This is a genomic window from Shewanella polaris (assembly GCF_006385555.1).
GTDB classification, from domain to species: domain Bacteria; phylum Pseudomonadota; class Gammaproteobacteria; order Enterobacterales; family Shewanellaceae; genus Shewanella; species Shewanella polaris.
The window spans coordinates 3,273,166-3,296,013 of the sequence record NZ_CP041036.1 but is presented as its reverse complement, the minus strand read 5'-3'; the positions used below and the strand labels follow the sequence as shown (position 1 = coordinate 3,296,013).

The following is a 22,848-nucleotide window of genomic DNA, read 5'->3' as shown; positions in this document are numbered from 1 at the left end:
ATATGTAATTTAAATGTTAATTAGACTCAGTAGTCTAGGTTTATAAGACTAGACTGTCCAGTCTATTTTTGGTTACTATAACGCTAAATAATGAGCTGTATTACTGAAGCTCGAGTTTGCTTAATGGGTTAATTTACGGAACCAACATGATAAAAGAACACACATCGCATAATAATGACGGACAAGTTAATATGAGCCGCAGTGAGCAAAAGCGTGCCCAGGTACTTGAGTCTGCCATTGACCTTTTTTGCCATCAGGGTTTTCCTAATACCAGCATGGATGAAGTGGCAAAACATGCTGGTGTATCAAAACAAACCGTTTATTCTCATTTTGGCTCCAAAGATGATTTGTTTGTTTCCGCGATTGAGTCTAAATGTGTTGTGCATCAACTCACTGACGATGCCTTAGTTGATGCAAGTAAACCTCAACAGGTTATTTTGCAGTTTGCTCAGCAATTTGGTGAGATGATTGTTAGCAAAGAGGCCATGACAGTATTTAAAACCTGCGTAGCTCAAGCTGATACTCACCCAGAAGTGTCTAGATTATTTTATGATGCTGGCCCCAAGCACGTACTCGGACTGGTTAGAAATTATTTAAAAAAGGTCAATGATCACGGCGAATACTTGTTTGAAAATCCGCATGAAAGCGCAGTTAGATTATGTTTAATGTTATTTGGCGAACTTAAATTACGTCTAGAGTTAGGCTTGGAGATCGGTGATTTACTGATATCCAGACAAGCATACATACAAGATACTGCCGTGATGTTTTTGCGAGCTCACCAAGTTGACGTAAAATAAACCATAAAAGTTGAACCTAATTGGCTCGAAAACAGTATTGCTATTCCATTAAACCGAAGTGTAATTAAACCAAGGTGCAATGAAACCAAGGTAATACTTAACTTATCTCATTATTTGAAGGGAAGCAGATCGATATGACGCTTTATAACGTTAACGTAATTCAGCCAAAATCATTGAGTAAATCAGCTTTGTCAATTTTGTTGGCATCAGGTCTGCTGTTAAGCCAGCAAGCTTTAGCAGCCCCAGATCGTTCACCTTTTTCACTCACCGTGGCTCGTACATCAACGGGCACTGCAAATGTTGGTACTGATGACACTAACGCTAATCAGTTACAGCGAGATACATGGAAAACCAGTTTTTCGGCCAACATGCCACTTAATCGCCAGTGGTCTATAGGAGCAAGCTTAGGCTACGATAACCTCGATTACGATTGGGAAATAAACCAAAACACTCCTTTATATTCAACTGTTCAACCTTGGTCAACCATACATCAGTACAGTGCTGGTTTATCGTTATCTTACCGTCTTGATAATCATTGGATGTTTCTTATCGCCCCCAAACTGCAATACGCCTATGCTGATACTGCATCATCTTCAAACGCGCAAAGTTATGGTGTAGTCGCATCGGGAATGTACCGTTTTGATTCGGGCAATATGTTGGGTGTTGGCGTTGCATATTTAAATGATATTTCAGAAGTACGTACGATTCCTTATTTGGCGGTTCGTTGGCAAATAAACGATAAGTGGGTACTTGCTAACCCATTCCAAGCCGGTTTTAGTGGCCCTGCAGGGTTAGAATTAAGCTATCAATATAATAGGGACTGGGATTTTGGCGTGGGAAGCTCAATGCGAACCGAGCGTTTTTTAATTGCTGACGATGACAAAACCATTGAAGTAAAAGAATGGGTTGGCTTTGCCCGTGCAGGCTGGAAAGCGACCAGTAATACTAGCCTTAATGCTTATGCAGGGTACTATTTTGCTGGAGAAATGGAGTTAAGTTATCCTGACGTTACTGAAGACATGGAAAACCAGGCCGCATTTGGCTTAGCGTTTAAATTATCGTTTTAACAATGAGCGATAACACAGCCGATAACAAAAAAGCCGCTTAAATCAGCGGCTTTTTTGTATAAACATTTGTCCCGTCCTGAGATAAGTTGACACATTGGAGACTTATCTATGAAACCTTCAGTATCAATCAATATAAAACGTACTCAACGAGATTACACATTAGGCTTTAAATTAGCGGTTGTTAGTCAAGTAGAAAAAGGCGAGCTAACGTATAAGCAAGCTCAAAACCACTATGGCATTCAAGGGAGAAGTACCGTCCTAACATGGTTACGAAAACATGGTAGATTAGATTGGTCCCAGCCGATTGAGCATTCACCTATGTCCAAATCTACAGAAACACCCGCCCAGAAAATCAAACGATTAGAGAAACAAGTCTCCAATCTCGAAATGAAAAATATGATTTATGGCGATATGGTCGAGTTACTTAAAAATGAGTACGGTATTGATTTAGAAAAAAAGTACTTAGCCGAACGCTCTGGCTTGCCAAAGAAAAAGGCACTGTAAAGCTAGCGACAGCGAGTCGGCAGTTTAACCTATCAAGACAAGCTGTTTATCAATGGAAGCAGCGCTTAGCAGCAAGAGCTGACATGTTAAAACCGGTGATGACTATGGTTATGTATTGGCGTCAGTTCATGCCCAGAGTGGGTACGCGTAAGCTTTATCAACTCATCAAGCCACAGTTACTTGAACAAGGCATAAAGCTAGGTAGGGACGGCCTATTTCAGTATTTAAAACAACACAATATGTTAGTAAAGCCTAGGAAGAATTACACCAAGACAACCCATAGCCACCATTGGTTGAGAAAACACCCAAACTTACTCAAAGACAGAGTGGTGAAGAGCGTTGAAGAGGTATTTGTCAGTGACATAACCTACGTAAAATCAGACGAAGGAACTCACTATTTATCATTAGTCACAGATGCATATTCAAGAAAAATAATGGGTTATGAATTAAGTGATGAAATGAAAGCCAGTGATGTTGTTAAAGCATTGGAGATGACGATAAAGAATCGTCAGACAACCAGTGATGTCATTCATCATTCAGATAGAGGGATACAGTACTGCTCAGCAGAATATCAACATAAATTGGCTGCGAATGCGATAAGGCCATCGATGACAGATGGGTATGATTGTTATCAGAATGCGTTAGCTGAGCGAGTGAATGGTATTTTGAAGCAAGAGTTTTTACTTTACCGCTGTCGTACGATGAAGGAGCTGGCAATACTCATCAAAGAATCTATTAGGATTTATAACGAGTTAAGACCGCACCTTAGTTTAGGAATGAAAACCCCAAACGAAGTGCATGAAAAAGCCAGTCGGGAGTTCCAACTGGCTTAATAAAAACCGTCAACCTATTTTAGGACTAGACAATTTTGGTTTAAGCAAGCTAATTAACTCAAAGATTAGCGAACATTAGGTATCAAGCTAATTATCACTTAAAAGTAGGTAACATCTTTCACCCGTTTAGGGCGATTTTGTTGTTCGTACAATTGCCATACTTGTTTAAAGTCCAAAGCGAGCTCTGTGACATAAAACTCACCAGAAGGGTAGGTCTTAACCACTTTTGCTCCACGGATAATGCCACTAACGCTCGACTTAACGTTATCATCAGTTAATAACCACTCACTCACGTCGCTATTAGCCGTAACCTTTTGGCCATAAACTTGTTCAGCTAACTCACGATAAGCGGCAATTTTTGACGCCTGCATTGCCATTAAAATACGATGTGACGCTTCTTTACTCGGCTGTGTTGCTAAAGGTGCGTAACCAATTGCTGTTAGGGTTGGAAACGAGGCTGGAGCTTCAGTTTCCCACTGAACATATTTGTCCTTACTGACGCATCCGCTTAGTACCAACAGCATTATTAATATCAGCGATTTCATAGCTTATCTCCTAATACGGTGTAACGACTGTCGCCTCGCTTTTCGTGGCGATACAACAAACCGTTGCGAGATTCAATAATTTCAGAAGGCTGTAAATATCCCGATAAGCTCGATGCTGCTACAAATGATTGCACTGCAGAAAGTACCCGATTATTGGTGATATTTACCACTCGGCCGTTAAACATAATGCCTTCAGGTGTTAGGGCCATGGTTGACACTAACACATGTGATACCGGTAAATCTGAGCGTAAAAGCTCCCAATTCCGACTCAACATAAACTCGCCTTGCTCTGTCGCGCGTAAACTAGTCGCAACATTTAAATCAACTAAGTTAAATTCATGGGCATGAAAGGCTGCAAGTAATCCTTGTTGTAACTGTAATGCCAACTCGTTGGTGGTATTTAAATTACTGGCCATTACTGGCGTAGATATAAGCAGTGGTTGATCAGGTCGTAAAGCGTCATTCTGCAGCACTAACTCGTTGACTAACTTTTCGGCCCACACATTAACTTGCCCTTTAGGCGATAATCCAACGTCCTGAATATCATAAGCTAGCGTTTTGTTTTTAGCGTTATTTTTATCGGTAACTTTGACCAGTTTTCCGTTGTTACTAAAGGCAAGGTTATTGGCTTCGTTAGGCGTTTGCGTACATGCCACTAATGATAACGATGCGAGCATGACAGTGGGGATAAAAAGCCTGTTAATCATAATAATTCCTCTAACACTTAATGCCGCAAGTCTTGGTATAAATGAGCTATTTAATCACCTTGTGTACCACTGACTAAGGTCATTAACTTACTTCTTTATCGTTCGTCACCCTATATCGGCATATGCACAAGAAGCTTTACTATAATTACACTAGATCGAAAAATAACTACAAAAATGTTAATAGGCACAATTTTTGCTTTGTTAAAAATAGAGTAATCTTAATTGGTGTAATTAGGCCAAATTGACGTTTTTTTGACATTAGGACATCGCATGCTGATCAAACAAAGCCCTACTAACCGAGCTAATCCCTTCGGTCATATTGCAGCAATAGTCGTGCTATGTGTCAGTGGCTTGCTGGCGACAATGTCAGCTTCTGCTGAACAAATTGAAGTTACTGGCAAGGCCAAAATTGTTAATGGCGATATTGATAAAGCCCGCGAAGATGCCATTAGCCAAGCATTAAATTATGCCAGCTTAAAAGCCGGGGTTAACTTTTCCAGCCAACAACAAGTCAACCAAGGTCGGCTTATTCAAGATACCTTTCAAATTCAACGGATGGGATCGGCCAATAATGTTGAATTAATGAGTGAAATGATCAGCCAGCACACTATTACCGTGGTTTTACAACTTGAGCTAGGTGAACAAGAACCAGATGCACAATGTAAAAGCCAGTCTCTCAAAGCCGCCATTATGTTGCCACAAGCCTATTTACAAGAACGCGCCCAGTTACGCTATGGACAACTGGCCAACTTTGAACAACGGATTACTGAACATTTAGGCAAAATCATCAACGCTCAATCTCGGTACAGTTTCGCTCGATTACACGCCGACGAAAAAATTGATAATACCAATCAACTGGTTAATTTTAAGGGTTACCGTATTCCTAGTTGGTTAGGTGAAATCACCGACAGCCAATATGTATTGCAACCAGAAATTATTGATATTTCTACTGAACCGGTACAAAGCAGTTATATGGGGTTGGTAGACGATGATCCGCTTAGGCAATTTATGATAAAATTAACTCTTTATCATGGTATCAGTGGCGAAGTTGTGTGGTCAGAATCGTTTGCTACATCAGCGCCTTGGGAGTTTGAAAGACAAGAAATAGTCTCTCCTGCTAACCAACGCTTTTGGCGCTCTTCCTATGGACAGGCTATTAGTGATGTTTTACAACAAAGTGTGATGTCCCTGGATAAGCAGTTAAATTGTCGTCCATTACTAGGCCAAATTGTTGCTAGGCAAGGGGATCGTATTATCATCAACTTAGGTCGTAAAAATGGCGTCAAAATGGGTGATAAATTCCAAATTGTATTACAAAAAAATATCCCAGACAGATTCAACTCCATGCGCGCCATCGCTACAAAAAGCCGTGCAAATGTGGTTATTGAACAAGTTACTGAAGACAGTTCAACCGCAATTTTTGACGGTATCGACAGTGCTGACAATATTCAAGTGAACGACATTGCGATTAAGAACTAATGATTGGTTACTAGAAGCTAATTGTTCCAAACTAAGTGCTAAGTGCTAAGTGCTAAGTGCTAAGTGCTAAGTGCTAAGTGCTAAGTGCTAAATGCTAAGAGTTAGGCGATTATGAATTAGTTGGTTATTAATCAAGCAATTAAATATAAAAGGTTTAATTCGATTATAAACTCAGTATAATCACTGGGTCTCTCTATAGCTCAACAGGATAGAGCAGCCGCCTCCTAAGGGGTAGATTTCCTATTTTATATACTTATTTGTTAATATAAAATATTAGCAAGTAAGTATAAAATACATAAAAAACAATATTTTATAACTCAACTCCAATCGATTATTAGTTAGTGCAAATATTATGAAAATACATGCATTGCACCATTCTGTACATATTTTTACATGTTAAAAGATGTACATGCACCACAAAACGGCACTACAATACAAAATACTCAATTCTTGGTTATGGTTAAAATATGAGCGAATTATGTACTAATACCAGCAAATACTATCTAGATCATAAAGATGTTCAGGGCATGATAAAAAATGCTGATTATGATGTCGGTAAGCTGTTGGAATATAAAGTTGAAGATGAAAAGAGCGACACTAGAGACGCTAGATCACCAGCACCCACAAAAGTAATGCTTACTGATAATATAATTAAGAAGTTACCTTTTTGTTCGGACAAACCAATCGATATTGTTGATACTACATTTAATGCTGAAAATGATGGTGGCAGGTTATTATTACGCATTGGAAAAAAAACAAGAACATTTTATCCGTCGATTGCAAAACGTGGAAATGAAAAGCGCGGTAATGGGAAGTCATTAGGAAGATGGATAGTAAAAAACAGTAATTACTACAAATCTAACGAAGCTAATTTGTATACTGCAAAAGCTAGATTTTTAGAAATTATTAAAAATCACCAATACAATGTAAAAATAGCACGGCAAGATGGTGATATAACAATTAGAGAATATATAGAGTCAGGGAAATATGCACAAGACAGATTAACAACATCAACATTGAGAAATAAAATTTCTCCTGTCTCAAAAAAAACAATTGCATCTATTCTGAGACAATTCGAACCTTGGTTAGACAAAGCCTTGGGTGATGTTTCAAAAGAATGGCCGGCTGAATTTAAAAAACATTGGCAAGAAAAATACACAGAATATAACATAGAAGGAAGAAATGCAGACCCTGAAACTTTTAAACCAAAACAAATTGAAGTGGGTACAATGCGTAAATATTTTGGTGAAATAAATGCCATGTTTAACATTTGCGAAAAAATTGGATATATACATAGTAATAAAATTAAGAGTTTTGCATCTTTGTTTCCAAAAAAAACAGTTTCAAGAGGGGCTGTTCAAACATATAAACTAAACTATGACGGTTTAATGACATATTTATTTGATGATGACACACCAAGTCCTCCTTTTGGAAAATTAATTATAGCTATCATGGCCGTAACTGGAGCAAGAAATTCGGAAGTTTATAAAAATTTCATCGATAACTTTAATTATAATGATGGTAAATTGATGATGCATATTCCTGCGGAAATTTGCAAAACAAAAGAGGCCGGTTCTAGAACAGTCGAAATTAAGCATGAAAGAGTAAAAGCAGAAGTTAGAAAGCATTTAGATGAAATACCGCGAAACGGCAAAGGTCATATGTTTCCGTCAAGAGTAATAATGGATCATCATGTTTCAGATTATGCATACAGAGAACTTTGGAAGTTAGTAAAAGCATTTTTTGATTTACCAGCCGATGGTAGAATGTACAGTTTAAGAGCAACATTTGGCACTCATATTGCTAAACAAGGAGGTATTGATGTTGCTGCTGATATTTTAGGTGATAGTCTGGAAATAGCTAACTTGCATTATAATAATATTGATCTGGAAAGAAAATCAGATGCGATGGATAAGGTATTTAACGAAACCAAAGATATCGTTATAGCTCAAAATTCACTAGTACCTAATTTCAACACTGTTTATGCTGCTGCTGAATTACTACCAGAGTCGATATCAAAACTATTTTTAATGTTTAAAAATGGTAAAGCTGAACCAAGTGAAAATCACATCCTTAAATCCGACTGGGATAAATTTGTTAACTTAATAAAAGGTCAATTTGAAGCTGAAAAGATAAATGATTTAGAGGTCGAAATGTGGTTATCAATGCAGTCTTAAATTAAGTGTAGGACCCTGTAACAGATTCTGTAGCCGCCAATTAAGGCGGTTTCTTTATTAACACCAATCTTTAACTATTTAGTCTTGTCACTATTTTTTTAAATCATTGTAGTGTTGAGCCGGATGATATACAGAATCACTAATAACGCCATCGTTCTCGCTAGCTATTTTGTTTAACTCTTCTTGTCTTTGCTTCTGCTCAGGATTGAGAATTTTTCTTTCTTTATTTTTAGGTTTTTTATTAACAGTCATTACTTTTCCTATTTTGTTTTGTGCCGCCTTCGGAGAAGATAACCAGCTCATTAAACTAACGGGCTGCGGTTGTGTAATTCCTGGCATCTTTTTTTCTTAGCGCAGCTAAGGGCCAAAGACAATTATGATTTAGATGTTAACGATTTAATTAGCAAAGCTTGCTTCTGTATCATTTTTTTCATTTCAAGCATTTCCATCTCAAGCTTTTCAACTTCTGATTTTTCAGACTGCTCTATATCTTTTTTGCCATCCGATTTTTGCGAACTAATCCAATGGCCAACTTCAATAGCTTGACGCGCACCAACACGAGGCGAACCATTTTAACGCCCGCCAGCTCAAGTGCTTTATCATAACTAGCTTGAACCGGTGCTATCTGCTTATCAAGCAAACCAATCTCATTTTCAATCTGTTTATATTCACTCGAACTAACATCATGGTTTTTTGCTCAACGACCATTGTCCTGCGCTCATTTTGAGATCAAATAAAAAGACCACTTCCACATCGGAACACAAATTTTAAAATTTGGCGATTTTTATTAATTGATCTCAAATGAAATAGTAATGATGTTGCTTCAAGCTTAACAACCACCACTTCTTGATTGGCCAGTCACGTTGTGACTGAAGAACACATCCAGTTTAATAAATGGATTGGCTAAAGTAGATGAGAATGAAAAATGTAATAGTTAAGCATCTCTCATTTCAAACTGAGATCCAACTTAACTATTTTTTTGCTTACAATATATAATAGAGGACCCTTTTTAAAAAAGTGATAGTGAAATAATTAAAAAAAGTTGAAAAATGTGTTCGTTCGCTTGTTTTTTGAACGAATATTGTATTTGGTTAATAATTTGTCAAATAAAAGCTTGCTGATAGTTTTCTACCAGAATCTACCTTTTTTAAATAAATGTATAGGTAGGGAGGAGGCCAAAGCGGACCAAACAACTTATCTAATCGAACGGCAAAAATGAACGATAATGCTCAGAAATAATTGAAACATGGGTACACCATAATTCAAATTAAGCCTTAGAATGGCGAATCGAACGTTGACATACCTTCTCGCTAAATCTGCCTAAAAGCTTAAAAGGCTGAGATATTCAACTTATAATATTCTTAGACAGTGCTTGTAATGATCGGTCGTTAATATAGAGGATGAATAAGAGCTGCTGAAGATGTACTTGCCCGGACGCTTACACTAAACTTGATGGCTTGTTGCCATGGAATGTTAGCTCAGTTAGATACAATTGAGTGGACGTTCTCATAAGAATAAGCCAAAACTGACTCAGATGCATAGGCATGAAACAAGAAGCTAACCACTTTAAAATAGTCGAAAACTTACTTAATAAATGGAAATTTAACTTATAGGGGACATGATAGGAATATTAAAAGGCCACCGGTTGGAAGCCTCTTAGATGTTAGCACTAAATTGAAGTGTCCGGTTCAATTAGACCAGAATACTTAAATGTAAATTATTCTAATTTGAATTTACCCACTAACGCTGATAATTGGGCATTTGCGGTTGCCAAATTATGTGTGCTGTTAACACTCGCATCTCCATTTCGAGTCAATTCCTTCACCATTTCATGAATATTAACCATATTACGGTTAACTTCTTCACTTACGCTGCTTTGCTCTTCTGAGGCTGTTGCTATTTGTGTACTTAAATCGTTTATTTCTACAATACAATCAGTAACGCTATCTAAACTAACAGTGACCTGATTCGTATTTTCTGCCGTTCTTTGACAACTTGCTTTAGTGGCATCAATTGCTGCAACTGCATTTTCTGCATCTTTATGTAATGTCGCAAGAATAGCGTTTATTTCAGCAGTGCTCACTTGTGTTCGAGCTGCAAGCGTTCTTACTTCATCGGCTACAACTGCAAAACCACGACCTTGCTCACCAGCTCTTGCAGCCTCAATTGCTGCATTAAGTGCTAATAAGTTGGTTTGATCTGCAATTTCTCCAATTACTTCCAACACACTAATAACTTGGTTAGTGTTTTTGCTCATTGTATTAATGCTCACAGATGTAGACTCAATTTCACTTACTAATGCCATGACACTATTAACTGCTTCATGAACAATACTTTTCGACTCTAATGCTTCATCATTTGCTTTTTTAGTATTAGTAGCTGTTTCAGCTGCATTTTCTGCAATACTTTCAGCTGTTGCACTCATCTCTGTGATTGCGCTAACAACTTGCTCTGTTTCTGTTGAGTGAGTTAATAATGCTTGACTGTTTTGTTCTGACTGCACGTTAAGTTGGTATATATTTTCGGTTATGTGCTTCGATGCATCAGATATTTCTAACATCATCGATTGTAAATATTGAATAAATTTATTTACAGCCTGACTAATCTCACCGACTTCATCATCATTTTGAATCACAAGTCGAGACGTTAAATCTGCTTCACCGGTTGATAATTGAGTAATGCTATCTTTCAATCTTGAAAGTCTTTTAAGAATAACGTTAATAAGCCAAATAACAAAAAAAAGTACGAGGATAGTTATAATTACTGTTGTTGTAATAATGGACGTTACTTTTTTATCAAATATATCATTAGTTGCTTTTGTTAAACTTTGTTCTGCGGCATGCATGTCACTTTGATACGCACCAGTAGCAATAATCCATCCCCAATCAGGGAATATTTTATGCGCATAGTTAAATTTCTGTTCTGTTATTCCCGTCGTAGGGTTTTTATATTCAGTAGTAACAAATGCCTCTGATTTGTTTCTTATCCCTGTTGCGATTAACGTACTAAATGATGTTGTTTTGCCTATCAAGTTACTCTCAGGATGCCCAAGAAGTACCCCTTTATCATCTAAAATAAAGAAATAACCATTTTCACCATATTTAGTAATCGTTACGGCATTTAATGCTTCATTTAATAATTTCTGCTTTGTGTCGTCGCTATCTGCTGTTTCATATTCTGCATATATCTCTGAGATAGCAAAGCTAAGAGTATCAGCTTCATCTTTCAATTTTTGATTAGTAAATTTAGTGAATTCTTTTATGATATTATCTGATTCTGTTTTTAGTACTAATGTATGGGTGTTTATAAGTGAAATTATAAAAAAAGTGCTTATAAATACCAGTGGTATGGTTAATGTTGCCATTAATTTTATTTTTATTGTCATTTTCACAAATTCACCTCAAATTATAGAAACATATAGTTAATTTAATGAAAAAGTATTATACCTGCTTAATTCATATAAAGTGTGATACCAAGCCATGTTCAGTGTTCAGAACAACTGCAACCTGACATTTTTTAAAAGAGATTTCAAAATCTATCGGTGACTGGTAAGCATTTGCCGCCTACGGCGAAGTTAAGCCATTAGTCCACGTCAATTAGGAGCTACGCAAGATGAATAAACTGGGGACATTTTCCAGAGCAAAGCGAAGGGCCAACAACAAAAGGTTACAGTTTAGTTGTTAGCTCTTTAATTCAAAGAGCCTGTTCAGCTAAAGTTGCTTTCATTTGTTATTTCAATACTCTAAAACTAAAATCATTTAAAACAAATCACTTAAATATCATTAACTAGAGTATAAGCACCAACACGCTTATGCCCCAAAACGATTTTGAGGCATAGTTATAGATGGTTGGCGTCTGTCCAAATTGAATTCATATTTCTTATGAATTGCTACATTTGTTTTGATCGAAAGTTTCACTGTCAACCATTACAGCATTGGCAGCTTTTCGTCTTCTCTTAACGTGAGAACCTCATAGCCTGTACTAGTGACCAATACTGTATGTTCCGATTGAGCAGAGAGTTTTTTGTCTCTCGTGACCACCGTCCAACCATCTTTTTTGGTTTTTATTTTCGCAGTACCCTGATTAACCATTGGTTCGATAGTGAATATCATTCCCTCTTTTAATGTAAGTCCACTATTTGGCTTACCATAATGAAGCACCTGTGGCTCTTCATGCATTTCACGACCTATTCCATGTCCACAATATTCTCTTACAATACTGTATCCATGGGATTCTGCATGTCGCTGTATTGCATGACCAATATCACCAAATTTTGCGCCAGGTTTTACGTGCTTAATACCTTCCCACATAGCGTTATAAGTTGTTTTTACCAATTGAATAGCAAGCGGTGAGGCTGAAGGCATTACATACATTTTGCTTGAATCTGCAATGAATCCATTCTTCTCCAGTGTAATATCTAGGTTGATAATATCGCCACGTTTTAAAATCTCAGCCTCTTTAGGCACTCCGTGGCACACAACTTCATTGATCGATGAATTTAATACATATTGATAATCATACTGCCCTTTACTTGCAGGACGAGCATTGAGTTCATTAACAATATACTCTTCAACTTTATTATTGATATCCATCGTAGAGATGCCAGGTTGGACGTATTCGTCGAGCATCTTAAAAACCTGCGCAAGCAACTTCCCTGATTCTCGCATTAATGATATATCTTCCTCTGATTTAATCATTACTTGACTATGCATTACAATGCTCTTCAGTTATTGAAATGTATGTGGCGGAAACATTCGCAGACTGCATCAGATTCGCCATGATTTGATTATATGAAAGTTGAGGATGTAACTCGGCTAACATGCCCATTTTGATCCAAAACTCTGCTTGTGAATTGATTGAACGTGACATGACCGAACTTGCTTTACGAAGTTCTTCATGCAGTTCTTCTGAAATTTTAACAATACCCATTAATATGCACTTCATATACAAAACGTATGCATAGTGTATTTTTAAGGAACTGTGGTGTCAAATTTTATGGAGTCTGTTAATATTTGTTTTAAATGGTCTTTTGAACTAAAGTTGTACGTGGATTATCGAGATAATAGAAATAGACGTTGTTACGAATTCGGATAAAAAGTTGGATTATGAATTGACACGGAGAGTACATGTTTTCACGTAGTAGCATACCACCTCGAATTCTTTTGGTTGACGACGATGTTAATCAAATCAATATCTTAAATAAGGTGCTTCAAGCCATTGGACAGGTTTTTTTCGAGCAGAATGGATTATCTGCCTTAGAGCAGGCTATTAAGATTCGTCCTGATGTTATCTTGTTAGACATAGACATGCCTGGCCTGAATGGCCATGAGGTATTGGCTCAGCTAAAAGACAACGAGTTGACTTGTAACATCCCCGTCATTTTTATTACTTCATATAACTTTGTCGAAGATCAACTTCTCTGTTTAAGAGAAGGGGCTGTAGATTTTATTGCTAAGCCATTAGAGCCTGATGTTGTCGCAGCTCGTGTTAATACTCACTTAATGCTACGCAAAAGAGAGCGTGAGTTGCTCGAAGTTTACCGGCATGCTCAAGTCACTTTAAATTCAATAAGAAATGCGGTTATTACGACTGACAAGGATGCGAGAGTCACTTTCATGAATCCAATCGCAGAGCTAATGATTGGAATGTCATTAAATGATGCAATGGGATGCTTTATTGAAGAAGTAATGCCATTAAGAATAGGCGATGATGGCCCTCCACACATTAATCCTGTGCGTATTTGTATCCAAGAAAATAGAGTTGTTGGTATGGCATTCAACTGTCAGATGATGAAACAAAATAGTCATTGGATTTCGGTTGAAGACAGTGCAGCCCCGCTTATTTCACAAGACGGCGATGTCATCGGCTCCGTCATTGTATTTGATGATATTAATGAGTCTCAAGTAATGGCTCTAAAAATGTCCAATACCCTTCAATATGATCAACTGACTAACCTCCCTAATCGCTTTTTACTGATGGAACTCCTTAATACTAAGATGGCTCGGAGTCAAAGAAGTAACGTTAAAATTGGTTTGATTTTGTTTGATATTAATCGATTCAAACTCATCAATGAAGAATTTGGGTTTCAGTTTGGTGATGAGTTGCTTAAAAAAATAGCCCTATGTATTAAATCTCAACTGCATAATAATGAAACACTTAGCCGGCATCATGCCGATGAGTTTATGGTGTTGGTTCCTGAGTTGAAGCATCCTAGCGATTTAGCCAATTTGGCCGTCATGATCAGAGAGCACGTGATGGAGCTAGCAGAGCTACAGCCTGAGATCCATAATTTCTCAACCAGCATGGGGCTAAGTGTTTATCCTGATGATGCAGCAGATGCTCAATCCTTATTGCTGCATGCTGATGCCGCTTTACATAAAGCTAAAACTGACTCCATACATGATGGTTTTAGCTTTTACTCTGAAGAAATGGAATCACGCTTTATCTCCCGACGTCAACGCTATATGCAGCTTAAATCTGCCATTGTGGATAACAATGTCATCGCTTTATATCAGCCTATCGTGGATGCAATTACTGGACAGTTAAATGCCGTTGAAGCGCTTATGCGTATCAAAGAGAACGATGGTTCATTGATTTCCCCTATTGAGTTTATAGCGCTTGCGGAAGAAACACGTTTGATCATTCCATTAGGAGAGAAAATGATTCAACTTGCCTTTCAGCAGTTGAAGAAGTGGTGTGACGAAGGATTGAAGATTCGAATGTGTTTAAATATATCTCCAATACAATTTATAGATCCGCATTTTGTTCCTTTCTTGCTAAAAGCGATTGATAAGTATCACGTCAGTCCAAAAATGATTGAACTTGAATTAACCGAAAGCCTAATGCTCGATAACTTACAGCAAGTGATCCGCGATATGGAGCAACTGCGAATAATGGGGATATCCATTTCAATCGATGACTTTGGTACAGGTTTTTCTTGCCTAAGCTACCTGAAAGAGTTGCCTGTAGACGTTTTAAAAATTGATAAATCTTTTGTCGCGCAGCTTAGCGTTGAAAAACCGGATGAAATTCTGGTTAAGACGATCACAACGCTAGCACAAAGTATGAATTTAAAATCCGTTGCGGAAGGTGTTGAATCGTTAGATCAGGCGCGTCGACTCAAAGAGTTAGGGGTTTCATATCTCCAAGGTTATTACTTTTCGAGACCCGTTACGGCCAATGAAGTAAGAGACAGCTACGACATATGACTATTAAAAACACTAAAAAAATTGGTTTTCTTGCTTGCTGGCTTCCATTACTAGTTGGTGTTTTTAGTACCTTAGTGGTTGCGTGGATTGTCGACTATAAAAACAATTATGAAGTCAATTTATATACAAACAACCTAGCAAATAAAACCGAAAGCCTCATAGAGCAACGTTTTCAGCACTTTCAATATGGACTACGTGGTGCCAGAGGGGCAATTGTCACTGCTGGGGTTGACGAAATTACTCGAAAACAATTTGAGCAGTATAGTGGCACACGTGATGTAGAGGACGAGTTTCCTGGGGCGCTTGGTTTTGGTTTCATAAGACGAGTATCGGTTGAACAAGAAAGCGATTTTCTTACTCATGCCCGATCAGATGGCGCGCCTGACTTTACTATTCGAGCATTAACAGAACACGACAGTGATCGATTTATCATTCAGTATATTTATCCAGCGGAAAATAATAGACAGGCAATTGGGCTTGATATTGGATCCGAAGCCAATCGACGCGCGGCAGCATTATCGGCAGCCAGAGAGGATAAACCTTACTTAACCGCGCCAATTACACTCGTGCAAGCAGATAAAAAGCCTCGTAAAGGCGCATTGGTGCTTTTGCCTATCTACTCTGCTAATACAACTCTTAACACGGCAGAAGAGCGAGAGACGGCTGTTGTCGGTTGGTCTTACGCTCCGTTAGTCATTGATGATGTACTTGCTCATCTTGAGTCCTTAACAGATCAAGCTTCAGTAACCTTAACTAACTTAACAGAAGCCGAACCTTTTTATCGTTCAAGTGATTCAGAAATAAATGGTTCCATAGAAAATGCAACGGCTCGTAATATTTTTGTACTGGGCCAGCATTGGAAGATGGAGCTCATGCCGTCAACTCAAGCTATAAATCAAATAACAACATTAAATGTAGATTCAGTGATTATTTTGGGGCTAGGGCTAACCTTGTTTGCTCTTTTCGTTATTAATTTATTACGCTCCAATCCAACGATAGTTAATCAAAGTAACGAGAGCTATCAGCTTAGTTTCAAAAGTATTTCAGCATTTTTCAAAAGCCCTCAGTTCAAGCGATCTTGCCCATTTGGGCTACTGGTAATGTTCTTTATATTCTTCGTCTCAGCTTGGTTGATCACACAAAGTCACTTAACTAAAGCCGTAAACCATTTGTCGGCAACAAAACAGTCGGCATTTTCAATATTCGATGAAGAAGCTAGGCAGTATCGTCGAGATACTCTCTTTCTTGCTAGTTCACAAACAATAATGAAATTAAAGGCACAGTTTGGCGATGCTGATAAATTAGATGAAATGAATACTCTGTTGCAGCAGTCAGATGAAAGGCTAACAGACATTTTTAAAGCCTATATGTTGTCCAAGACCGAGGTTTATCAAGTACGATTTATAGAAGCAGATAATGGTTGGCAGGAACGAGTCAAAGTGCAGCGCCATGGCGAAGAGCTTAAAACATTTAACGAACAAGAACTCCAGTCTAAAAAAAATGAACCTTATATTGGCCAAACGCTTAACGTTGGTTGGGGAAATGTTTTTCAGTCTGATATTAATTTAAATCGTGAGTTTGGCAAAATCGAACAACCAATGAGACCTGTTTGGCGCTTCTCTACAACAGTATATTATTCTGATGGTCGCCCACTCGGTATTATCATTATCAATGTCAATGCCGATCGCTTTCTGAAAAAAATCGCAAAGAACACGACACTAAATACAGAGTTATACATTACCAATAACGATGGGGGCTTTTTACTACACCCTAATTCATCAAAAGATTTTACTTTCGAGTATGGTGACTCTAATCGGTGGCAGGATGAATTTCATCCAGTCCATATACCATATGGTTTTAACTATTTCGATTTCACTGTTTTTAGTAGCCAGCAAGGTTATGTGTTTGCGAATGAACTTGATTTTTCATTAAGCAGTAATTCTAGTGAGCGAGTAATAAGAATTTACGCAACCATCTTCCAGTTCTTGGTTTTTAAAAACGTAGCGTTCGAAATCGGAAGTGTACTTTTAGCGCTCCTGTTGATCAGTTTGATTAGTGTCATTATCCAATATTGGATGTGGCTGAGTGAGAAAATACGTCAAAGAGAGGCTTGGAACACTCAAGTAGAATTGCAACGCAATAAAGAAATGGCAAGATTTAAGGGATTATTAGAATCGGCTCCTGATGCAACATTTGTTATTGATGAATTAGGTATCATTCAGGTCGTTAATACACAAGCTGAGAACATGTTTGGCTATGATCGACTTGAATTAGAAGGAAAAGAAATACAAAAATTATTACCAGAATACTCGAGACAAGTGAGTGAATCGAAAATAATCGATAGGATGCGGGATGATGATCAGGCCCTAGTCCGAGAGGGCAATAAAGAAAGTATTGCACAAAAGAGTAATGGTGACGACTTCCCCGTTGAAATAAGTTTAAGTGCCGTAAATTTAGACGAGCAAATCTTGGTGTCTGCCTCCGTGCGTAATATAAGCGAAAGACTTAAAGTGGAAGAGAAGCTTAGAAATGCGTTACGCGATGCAGAACTGGCCACACAGGCAAAAAGTGCCTTTCTAGCGAATACTAGTCATGAGATTCGTACCCCACTTAATGCCGTTATTGGTCTAAGCTATTTATTGGCAGAGGAGAAATTAACAGAGGCGCAACACCAGCTAGTGTCGAAGATTCAGATTTCAGGAAAGTCTTTGTTGGGGATAGTGAACGATGTATTGGATCTATCAAAGATAGAAGCTAACGAAATGGAGCTTGAAGCTCAGCCTGTCGAGTTACGAGAACTCTGTGAAGAAGTATCAAGTGTGTTTGCCATTCAGGCAGAAGCAAAAAATCTAGAGTTCCATTTTGAGTTAGATCCTAAACTGCCTTTCTGGGTGAGCACGGACAGCACCAGATTACGCCAAATATTGGCTAATTTAATCAGTAACTCTCTTAAATTCACCACAATAGGTAAGATTTCCATTAGTGCCAAAGTCGAAGATACTGAGCAAGTACTGCCTGAGAACCATATTAATGTACGGCTCACGGTTACAGATACAGGGATTGGTATATCACCCGAAGCACAAGCCCGTTTATTCAAGCCATTTAGTCAAGCCGATTCAAGTACCACTCGGCGTTTTGGTGGTACAGGGTTAGGGTTATCTATCGTTCATCAATTGGTTAGTTTAATGGATGGGAAGATTGGTATTGAAAGCACAGAGAATGTGGGCAGTCAATTCTGGGTGGACTTACCATTAAGAGTCCAAACACTTGAAGAGATTGCTGCGCAAGAAAACCATAATCAAACGCTTTTTGTACTGATTGCCGAAGATGACCCAGCAGATGCTCAGCAGTTACGAAAAATGACACGGGCGCTGGGTTGGCGTTCTGAAGTTGTGAGTAATGGGATTGAGCTAGTTGATGCCTATATTTCACGTCAAGAAAATAATCTGCGCCCGCCAGATGCCATGATCGTAGACTGGCAGATGCCTTTAATGGATGGTGTAGAGGCTATGAATGTGTTGGCGAGCAAAATTGGGCGAGAAAACATCCCTGCTGTGCTTATGGTGTCAGCGCACGATAGAGATGCCATTATAAAAAATGAACCAGTGCATTATGTAAGTGGTTTCTTACTGAAACCAGTTGATCCATCATCGTTGTTTAATGCAGTAAACGACGCTGTAACACTCAATACTGGTAATTCTAAGCGTGTACTGCAATCGACTCGTGCCGAAGCCGTAGGAGCAAAATGGTTACCTAATATGCGCTTATTGGTCGTCGATGACAGTCCTACCAATCTTATCGTTGTCAGCCATGTATTAAAACACAATGGTGCATTAGTACAGACGGCGAATAGCGGAGAAGAAGCGTTAATATTGTTAGAGGATTCATCTAATGACTACGATGCCGTATTGATGGATGTCCAAATGCCAGGTATTGATGGCCTTGAGACGACCGAGCTAGTCAGAAAGAATTTAGGACTGACGTCATTACCGATTATTGCACTGACTGCTGGCGCATTAGTAGAGGAGAGAAATCGTGCGCTGGAAGCCGGCATGAATGATTTCCTTACAAAACCTATTGATCCATCAAAGCTTATTAATGTATTACGCACATTGGTAGAGGCTTATCGTGGCAAAGAAATCGCTATAGAGTCTCTGAATTCAATAGCGTCTGAAACAACTCAAGAAATAGATAGCTGGCCAGTTATTACTGGACTAAATCTTGATAAAGCGAAAAATTTATTACTTGGAGATAAAGCACTTTTCTTGAATACCTTAGATGGCTTACTACTTGAATATTCTAATCTAGCATTAGCGCCAGAGAATGATATTGATCAACCAAAATCAGCATCCTTACGACTCGAAATGGCATCTCAAGTACATAAATTGAGAAGTGTTTCAGGCATGGTTGGTGCAGAAAAAATGCAGCAACTTGCCGCACAAGCTGAAAAAATATTGCGTTCTGAAGATGATCCGGCGAAACAAGTATTAGTAGAACTCTCTTTGGAATTACAAAAGCTACAGCAAGCCTGTTCAGCAACGTTATTGATTTGGAGAAAAGAAAAGCCAGATAGGACAGCGTCTAAAGGTGAAGCACCCATACTTCAATTAAAAACAGTGACGCAACTTTTATTGCTACTAGAAAAGCAGGATTTGAGCGTTTTGGGGGAGTTTGATGAAAATAGTGCATCATTTAGGAATGCTTTAGGTGATGAGCTCTTTGAAGAACTTCAAGAACATTTAGAAAAGCTTAACTTTAAAGAAGTTATAAGCATCCTCACTCCTCTTATAAACACTCTTGGGGCCAGATAGTATTATGATAAAAACGAATCACACTCTTGCTGATATTTTGATTATTGATGATGACAAGTCGGTAGTCATGGCTTTGCACAAAGCATTGAATAAAATTGGGCGCATTCGTTTTGCATCGGATGCTAAGCAAGCATTTGTAATGATTAAAGAAAAACATCCTGATTTGATATTACTTGACGTGGAATTGCCAGACATCGGTGGTTTGGAAGTGTGCTCTATTCTAAAAACAGTCCAAGAAACAGAGAGTATCCCAGTATTGTTTATTACCAGTAATACCGAAGTGGGTTTTGAGGAAAAGGTATTTGACGTTGGAGCCGCTGATTATATTGTTAAACCACTAAATCCACGAGTTGTGGCTGCACGTGTTCAAACGCATATAGACTACCAACTCGCTATTAAGTTACTAGAGAAGTTAGCACATACAGACAGTATGACAGGACTTGCCAATAGACGCACGTTTGATGAACGGCTAATTGTTGAGTTGAAGCGTGCCCGTCGCGAACAAGAACCGCTTACTGTTGCACTAATAGATATTGATGAGTTTAAAAAATTCAACGATCATTTTGGTCATATAGAAGGTGATGATTGCATTAAAGACATCGCATTAGCCTTAGGCAATAGTATGAAACGCTCAACAGATCTTGCCGCTAGATATGGTGGTGAAGAATTTGCTTTTATTCTACCGAATACCGATGTTGAAGGTGCCAATACAATACTTTCCGTTCTACTCCAGTCTATTAAGCAGTTAAACCTTACTCATGCCCCAGAAGCTAAATACGATGTGGTTACAATATCTATTGGGTATAGCGCAGTGATACCAGGACAGAAATACGCAAATGACTCGGACGACTGGGCTGTGGTTAAAGCTGCTGACCACGCTTTATACGAATCAAAGCAGAATGGCCGAAATCAAGTTAGCTATGAACAGCTAGGTAGCCTTTGAATAAGCCCATGCCATTAGATTATTACTTTTTTAATTTTTACAGGTAATGGAAAAGCCTTCCGGTTTTATACAATATTTTGTAGGCAGTTTAAAAGTTTGATTTAATTTTTTTGTGATTCGAGGTGCTTTTTAGTTAAACCCGCATTTGTTATTTCAATACTCTAAAACTAAAAATTATTTAAAACAAATCACTTAAATATCATTAACTAGAGTATAAGCACAAACACGCTTGTGCCCCAAAATGAGTTAGTAGCGTGAATGTATGTTAACCATACCATCTAAACATTGACCAAATTTTAGTAATGATACAGAGTGACGACTAAAATCGGTGGCGATTCAATTTTCATCTAGTGGTCTTTTTATGGAAGAAAAGAAAGGTCAGCATCTAGTCCCATGAGCTTTTTTCGCTAGTCCAATATTTTTAATTTACCCAAAAACTAATACTGGTGATATTGAATGTGCTATCAACATGATGACCTGCAATAACCGTTTCCCCATCTACTGGGTAATCGCTAGACATTACATATAATCCTGTGAAATCAGTTGATACCGTAATTTTACCTTGTTCATCCGTGGTCAATTTTATTTGTGTTTTATTTGGTGTTAATATGACAACAGCATGGTCTTTAACTGGGTTGTCTTGGTAAATTAGCGTGAAGCTATTACTTTGTGCTGACACTGGTACAAACTCAAATTCAGCTTTCCCTTGAGTGTCATTTCTGCCTGCTTTAGCAAATAATTTTGCTGCTTGTTGCTTTGTTGATTTCCAAAATTGCCATGCAGGTACTTTTTCCATATCCCAGGGTTGCCAAAGGTCATCGACAGTCGCTCTTACATCCCCGTCTTGTGTTACGTCGGCTGTCCAATGTGTTTGATGTTGTACAATCGGCAATGAGTTGGTGATTGAATTGGTATATATCTTGGTGTTTTTTAAACCAGAAATTTTATCTCCTTCATCGGGTTCTCCAGGCTCGCCTAAAAATAACTGCACTTGATTGTTATCTGTCTTTATTAACCAAATTTCGTGAGCTTGCAAATTTGGTATACAAAGTAATAGTAATATTGCTAGAGGTTTTATTATCATATTCATGTCTTTAATTCCTTTAATTCTTTAAATTTCTTTTATTCATGGTCAAATTTATATAACTTAGGTAACCGACAATTTTCAATGCTGCGACACTTAATAAGCCGAACCAAATGGGTATAGCTTCAGCTTTGGGAAAAACAAAAAAAGTCAAAATTAACGAACCTGTTAATATTGTTAAGCCAACCCAGAGGTAACGTTTTTCTTGTTTATTTGTTAATGGGGAAAGTTGCAATGATGCTCTATGACGAGCCATACCGAGTGATAAAATACAGAATCCTGAAGAAGATACCAACCAAACTAATAAGAACATCATGGTTGAATTTCCTCAGTAAAATCTGGATTTACTTGTTCAGGGGGGCTCCACTGTAAGGCTATTGATAAAGTTAAAACGACTAACGTTAATTGAACAAAAGTCTTGAGTAATTGACGTGATGAAATAATCCAGAGAACGAGCAAACTATAAAATAAAAAACTCAATAACATCATCCACAAGAAAACAGTTTCTTTGCCTATGTCGAATAATGTCGCGAGTATGGTAGGTATTGCCGCACTAAAAAGGCTCACCACGATATAACTACCGATAATCGCTAAACTTACACGCCAACAGAGTAATATTATTTGTAGGCAATGATTATTATTTATGGCTATCTTTAGTTTATCCATGTGTACTACCTTTTACTTGTAGAACTG

17 protein-coding genes are annotated in these 22,848 nt (G+C 38.0%); 8 read left to right on the top strand and 9 right to left on the bottom strand.

Annotated features, from left to right (window positions below):
• Positions 1-146 precede the first annotated feature (146 nt).
• From FH971_RS14295 to FH971_RS14285, 3 genes are all read left to right on the top strand, one after another.
• Positions 147-797, top strand: coding sequence for a TetR/AcrR family transcriptional regulator (locus tag FH971_RS14295; RefSeq protein ID WP_140234774.1), 651 nt, complete (start codon positions 147-149; stop codon positions 795-797).
• 134 nt (positions 798-931) lie between these two features.
• The gene (locus FH971_RS14290; RefSeq protein WP_140234773.1) at positions 932-1,864 is read left to right on the top strand and encodes a DUF6268 family outer membrane beta-barrel protein; all 933 of its coding nucleotides are present in this window, start codon (positions 932-934) and stop codon (positions 1,862-1,864) included.
• A gap of 108 nt (positions 1,865-1,972) precedes the next feature.
• Positions 1,973-3,201 (top strand): IS3 family transposase gene (locus tag FH971_RS14285; RefSeq protein WP_140233926.1). Its coding sequence is split into 2 segments (ribosomal slippage): positions 1,973-2,324 and positions 2,324-3,201, totalling 1,230 coding nucleotides; the frame shifts between segments, so codons are not numbered across the junction.
• A gap of 98 nt (positions 3,202-3,299) precedes the next feature.
• Here FH971_RS14285 and FH971_RS14280 read toward each other — a convergent pair.
• Together FH971_RS14280 and FH971_RS14275 are read right to left on the bottom strand one after the other, a co-directional pair.
• Positions 3,300-3,746 carry an LPP20 family lipoprotein gene (locus tag FH971_RS14280; RefSeq protein ID WP_137226451.1) on the bottom strand — a complete coding sequence of 149 codons (447 nt, stop codon included), beginning with the start codon at positions 3,744-3,746 and terminating at the stop codon, positions 3,300-3,302.
• Positions 3,743-4,453: a FlgO family outer membrane protein gene (locus FH971_RS14275; RefSeq protein ID WP_140234772.1), complete on the bottom strand. Its 711-nt coding sequence runs from the start codon at positions 4,451-4,453 to the stop codon at positions 3,743-3,745. The genes FH971_RS14280 and FH971_RS14275 overlap by 4 nt, the downstream gene beginning before the upstream one ends.
• Positions 4,454-4,723: 270 nt before the next feature.
• Between FH971_RS14275 and FH971_RS14270 the strand changes: the two genes are divergently transcribed.
• Entirely contained in the window at positions 4,724-5,932 is a 1,209-nt protein-coding gene (locus FH971_RS14270) for a flagellar assembly protein FlgT (RefSeq protein ID WP_140234771.1), read from the top strand.
• Between the two features lie 467 nt (positions 5,933-6,399).
• Positions 6,400-8,109 (top strand): tyrosine-type recombinase/integrase, encoded by a 1,710-nt coding sequence (locus FH971_RS14265; protein ID WP_140234770.1) that lies wholly within the window; start codon positions 6,400-6,402, stop codon positions 8,107-8,109.
• A 90-nt stretch (positions 8,110-8,199) separates the two neighbouring features.
• Here the strand turns inward: FH971_RS14265 and FH971_RS14260 are convergent, their stop codons facing one another.
• The 4 genes from FH971_RS14260 to FH971_RS14245 all read right to left on the bottom strand — a co-directional run bounded on the left by FH971_RS14260 (position 8,200) and on the right by FH971_RS14245 (position 13,038).
• Positions 8,200-8,448: a hypothetical protein gene (locus FH971_RS14260; protein ID WP_140234769.1), complete on the bottom strand. Its 249-nt coding sequence runs from the start codon at positions 8,446-8,448 to the stop codon at positions 8,200-8,202.
• A 1,378-nt stretch (positions 8,449-9,826) separates the two neighbouring features.
• Positions 9,827-11,494 (bottom strand): methyl-accepting chemotaxis protein, encoded by a 1,668-nt coding sequence (locus FH971_RS14255; RefSeq protein ID WP_338055598.1) that lies wholly within the window; start codon positions 11,492-11,494, stop codon positions 9,827-9,829.
• 541 nt (positions 11,495-12,035) lie between these two features.
• Positions 12,036-12,821: a type I methionyl aminopeptidase gene (gene map / locus FH971_RS14250; protein WP_140234768.1), complete on the bottom strand. Its 786-nt coding sequence runs from the start codon at positions 12,819-12,821 to the stop codon at positions 12,036-12,038.
• Positions 12,814-13,038 (bottom strand): ParD-like family protein, encoded by a 225-nt coding sequence (locus FH971_RS14245; RefSeq protein ID WP_140235617.1) that lies wholly within the window; start codon positions 13,036-13,038, stop codon positions 12,814-12,816. The genes map and FH971_RS14245 overlap by 8 nt, the downstream gene beginning before the upstream one ends.
• Before the next feature lie 197 nt (positions 13,039-13,235).
• On the opposite strand from FH971_RS14245, the gene FH971_RS14240 reads away from it, so the two are divergent.
• The 3 genes from FH971_RS14240 to FH971_RS14230 are packed head-to-tail and all read left to right on the top strand — an operon-like array spanning position 13,236 to position 21,071.
• Positions 13,236-15,317 carry a two-component system response regulator gene (locus tag FH971_RS14240; RefSeq protein WP_140234767.1) on the top strand — a complete coding sequence of 694 codons (2,082 nt, stop codon included), beginning with the start codon at positions 13,236-13,238 and terminating at the stop codon, positions 15,315-15,317.
• The gene (locus tag FH971_RS14235) at positions 15,314-20,128 is read left to right on the top strand and encodes a CHASE domain-containing protein (protein ID WP_140234766.1); all 4,815 of its coding nucleotides are present in this window, start codon (positions 15,314-15,316) and stop codon (positions 20,126-20,128) included. The genes FH971_RS14240 and FH971_RS14235 overlap by 4 nt, the downstream gene beginning before the upstream one ends.
• A 4-nt stretch (positions 20,129-20,132) precedes the next feature.
• The gene (locus tag FH971_RS14230; protein WP_140234765.1) at positions 20,133-21,071 is read left to right on the top strand and encodes a diguanylate cyclase; all 939 of its coding nucleotides are present in this window, start codon (positions 20,133-20,135) and stop codon (positions 21,069-21,071) included.
• Positions 21,072-21,492: 421 nt separating this feature from the next.
• On the opposite strand, the gene FH971_RS14225 is transcribed toward FH971_RS14230, so the two are convergent.
• From FH971_RS14225 to FH971_RS14215, 3 genes are read right to left on the bottom strand one after another with little or no spacing between them, the layout of a single operon-like run.
• Entirely contained in the window at positions 21,493-22,161 is a 669-nt protein-coding gene (locus FH971_RS14225; protein WP_140234764.1) for a DUF4198 domain-containing protein, read from the bottom strand.
• 13 nt (positions 22,162-22,174) lie between these two features.
• The gene (locus tag FH971_RS14220; protein ID WP_140234763.1) at positions 22,175-22,471 is read right to left on the bottom strand and encodes a DUF3325 domain-containing protein; all 297 of its coding nucleotides are present in this window, start codon (positions 22,469-22,471) and stop codon (positions 22,175-22,177) included.
• Positions 22,468-22,821: a hypothetical protein gene (locus tag FH971_RS14215; protein ID WP_140234762.1), complete on the bottom strand. Its 354-nt coding sequence runs from the start codon at positions 22,819-22,821 to the stop codon at positions 22,468-22,470. The genes FH971_RS14220 and FH971_RS14215 overlap by 4 nt, the downstream gene beginning before the upstream one ends.
• Between the last annotated feature and the right edge of the window lie 27 nt (positions 22,822-22,848).

Excerpts from the sequence above, each read along its gene's own strand:
- FH971_RS14295 (WP_140234774.1), top strand. The coding sequence starts at position 147 with ATGATAAAAGAACACACATCGCATAATAATGACGGACAAGTTAATATG.
- FH971_RS14290 (WP_140234773.1), top strand. The coding sequence starts at position 932 with ATGACGCTTTATAACGTTAACGTAATTCAGCCAAAATCATTGAGTAAA.
- FH971_RS14280 (WP_137226451.1), bottom strand. The coding sequence starts at position 3,746 with ATGAAATCGCTGATATTAATAATGCTGTTGGTACTAAGCGGATGCGTC.
- FH971_RS14275 (WP_140234772.1), bottom strand. The coding sequence starts at position 4,453 with ATGATTAACAGGCTTTTTATCCCCACTGTCATGCTCGCATCGTTATCA.
- FH971_RS14270 (WP_140234771.1), top strand. The coding sequence starts at position 4,724 with ATGCTGATCAAACAAAGCCCTACTAACCGAGCTAATCCCTTCGGTCAT.
- FH971_RS14265 (WP_140234770.1), top strand. The coding sequence starts at position 6,400 with ATGAGCGAATTATGTACTAATACCAGCAAATACTATCTAGATCATAAA.
- FH971_RS14260 (WP_140234769.1), bottom strand. The coding sequence starts at position 8,448 with ATGCCAGGAATTACACAACCGCAGCCCGTTAGTTTAATGAGCTGGTTA.
- FH971_RS14255 (WP_338055598.1), bottom strand. The coding sequence starts at position 11,494 with ATGACAATAAAAATAAAATTAATGGCAACATTAACCATACCACTGGTA.
- map (WP_140234768.1), bottom strand. The coding sequence starts at position 12,821 with ATGCATAGTCAAGTAATGATTAAATCAGAGGAAGATATATCATTAATG.
- FH971_RS14245 (WP_140235617.1), bottom strand. The coding sequence starts at position 13,038 with ATGGGTATTGTTAAAATTTCAGAAGAACTGCATGAAGAACTTCGTAAA.
- FH971_RS14240 (WP_140234767.1), top strand. The coding sequence starts at position 13,236 with ATGTTTTCACGTAGTAGCATACCACCTCGAATTCTTTTGGTTGACGAC.
- FH971_RS14235 (WP_140234766.1), top strand. The coding sequence starts at position 15,314 with ATGACTATTAAAAACACTAAAAAAATTGGTTTTCTTGCTTGCTGGCTT.
- FH971_RS14230 (WP_140234765.1), top strand. The coding sequence starts at position 20,133 with ATGATAAAAACGAATCACACTCTTGCTGATATTTTGATTATTGATGAT.
- FH971_RS14225 (WP_140234764.1), bottom strand. The coding sequence starts at position 22,161 with ATGAATATGATAATAAAACCTCTAGCAATATTACTATTACTTTGTATA.
- FH971_RS14220 (WP_140234763.1), bottom strand. The coding sequence starts at position 22,471 with ATGATGTTCTTATTAGTTTGGTTGGTATCTTCTTCAGGATTCTGTATT.
- FH971_RS14215 (WP_140234762.1), bottom strand. The coding sequence starts at position 22,821 with ATGGATAAACTAAAGATAGCCATAAATAATAATCATTGCCTACAAATA.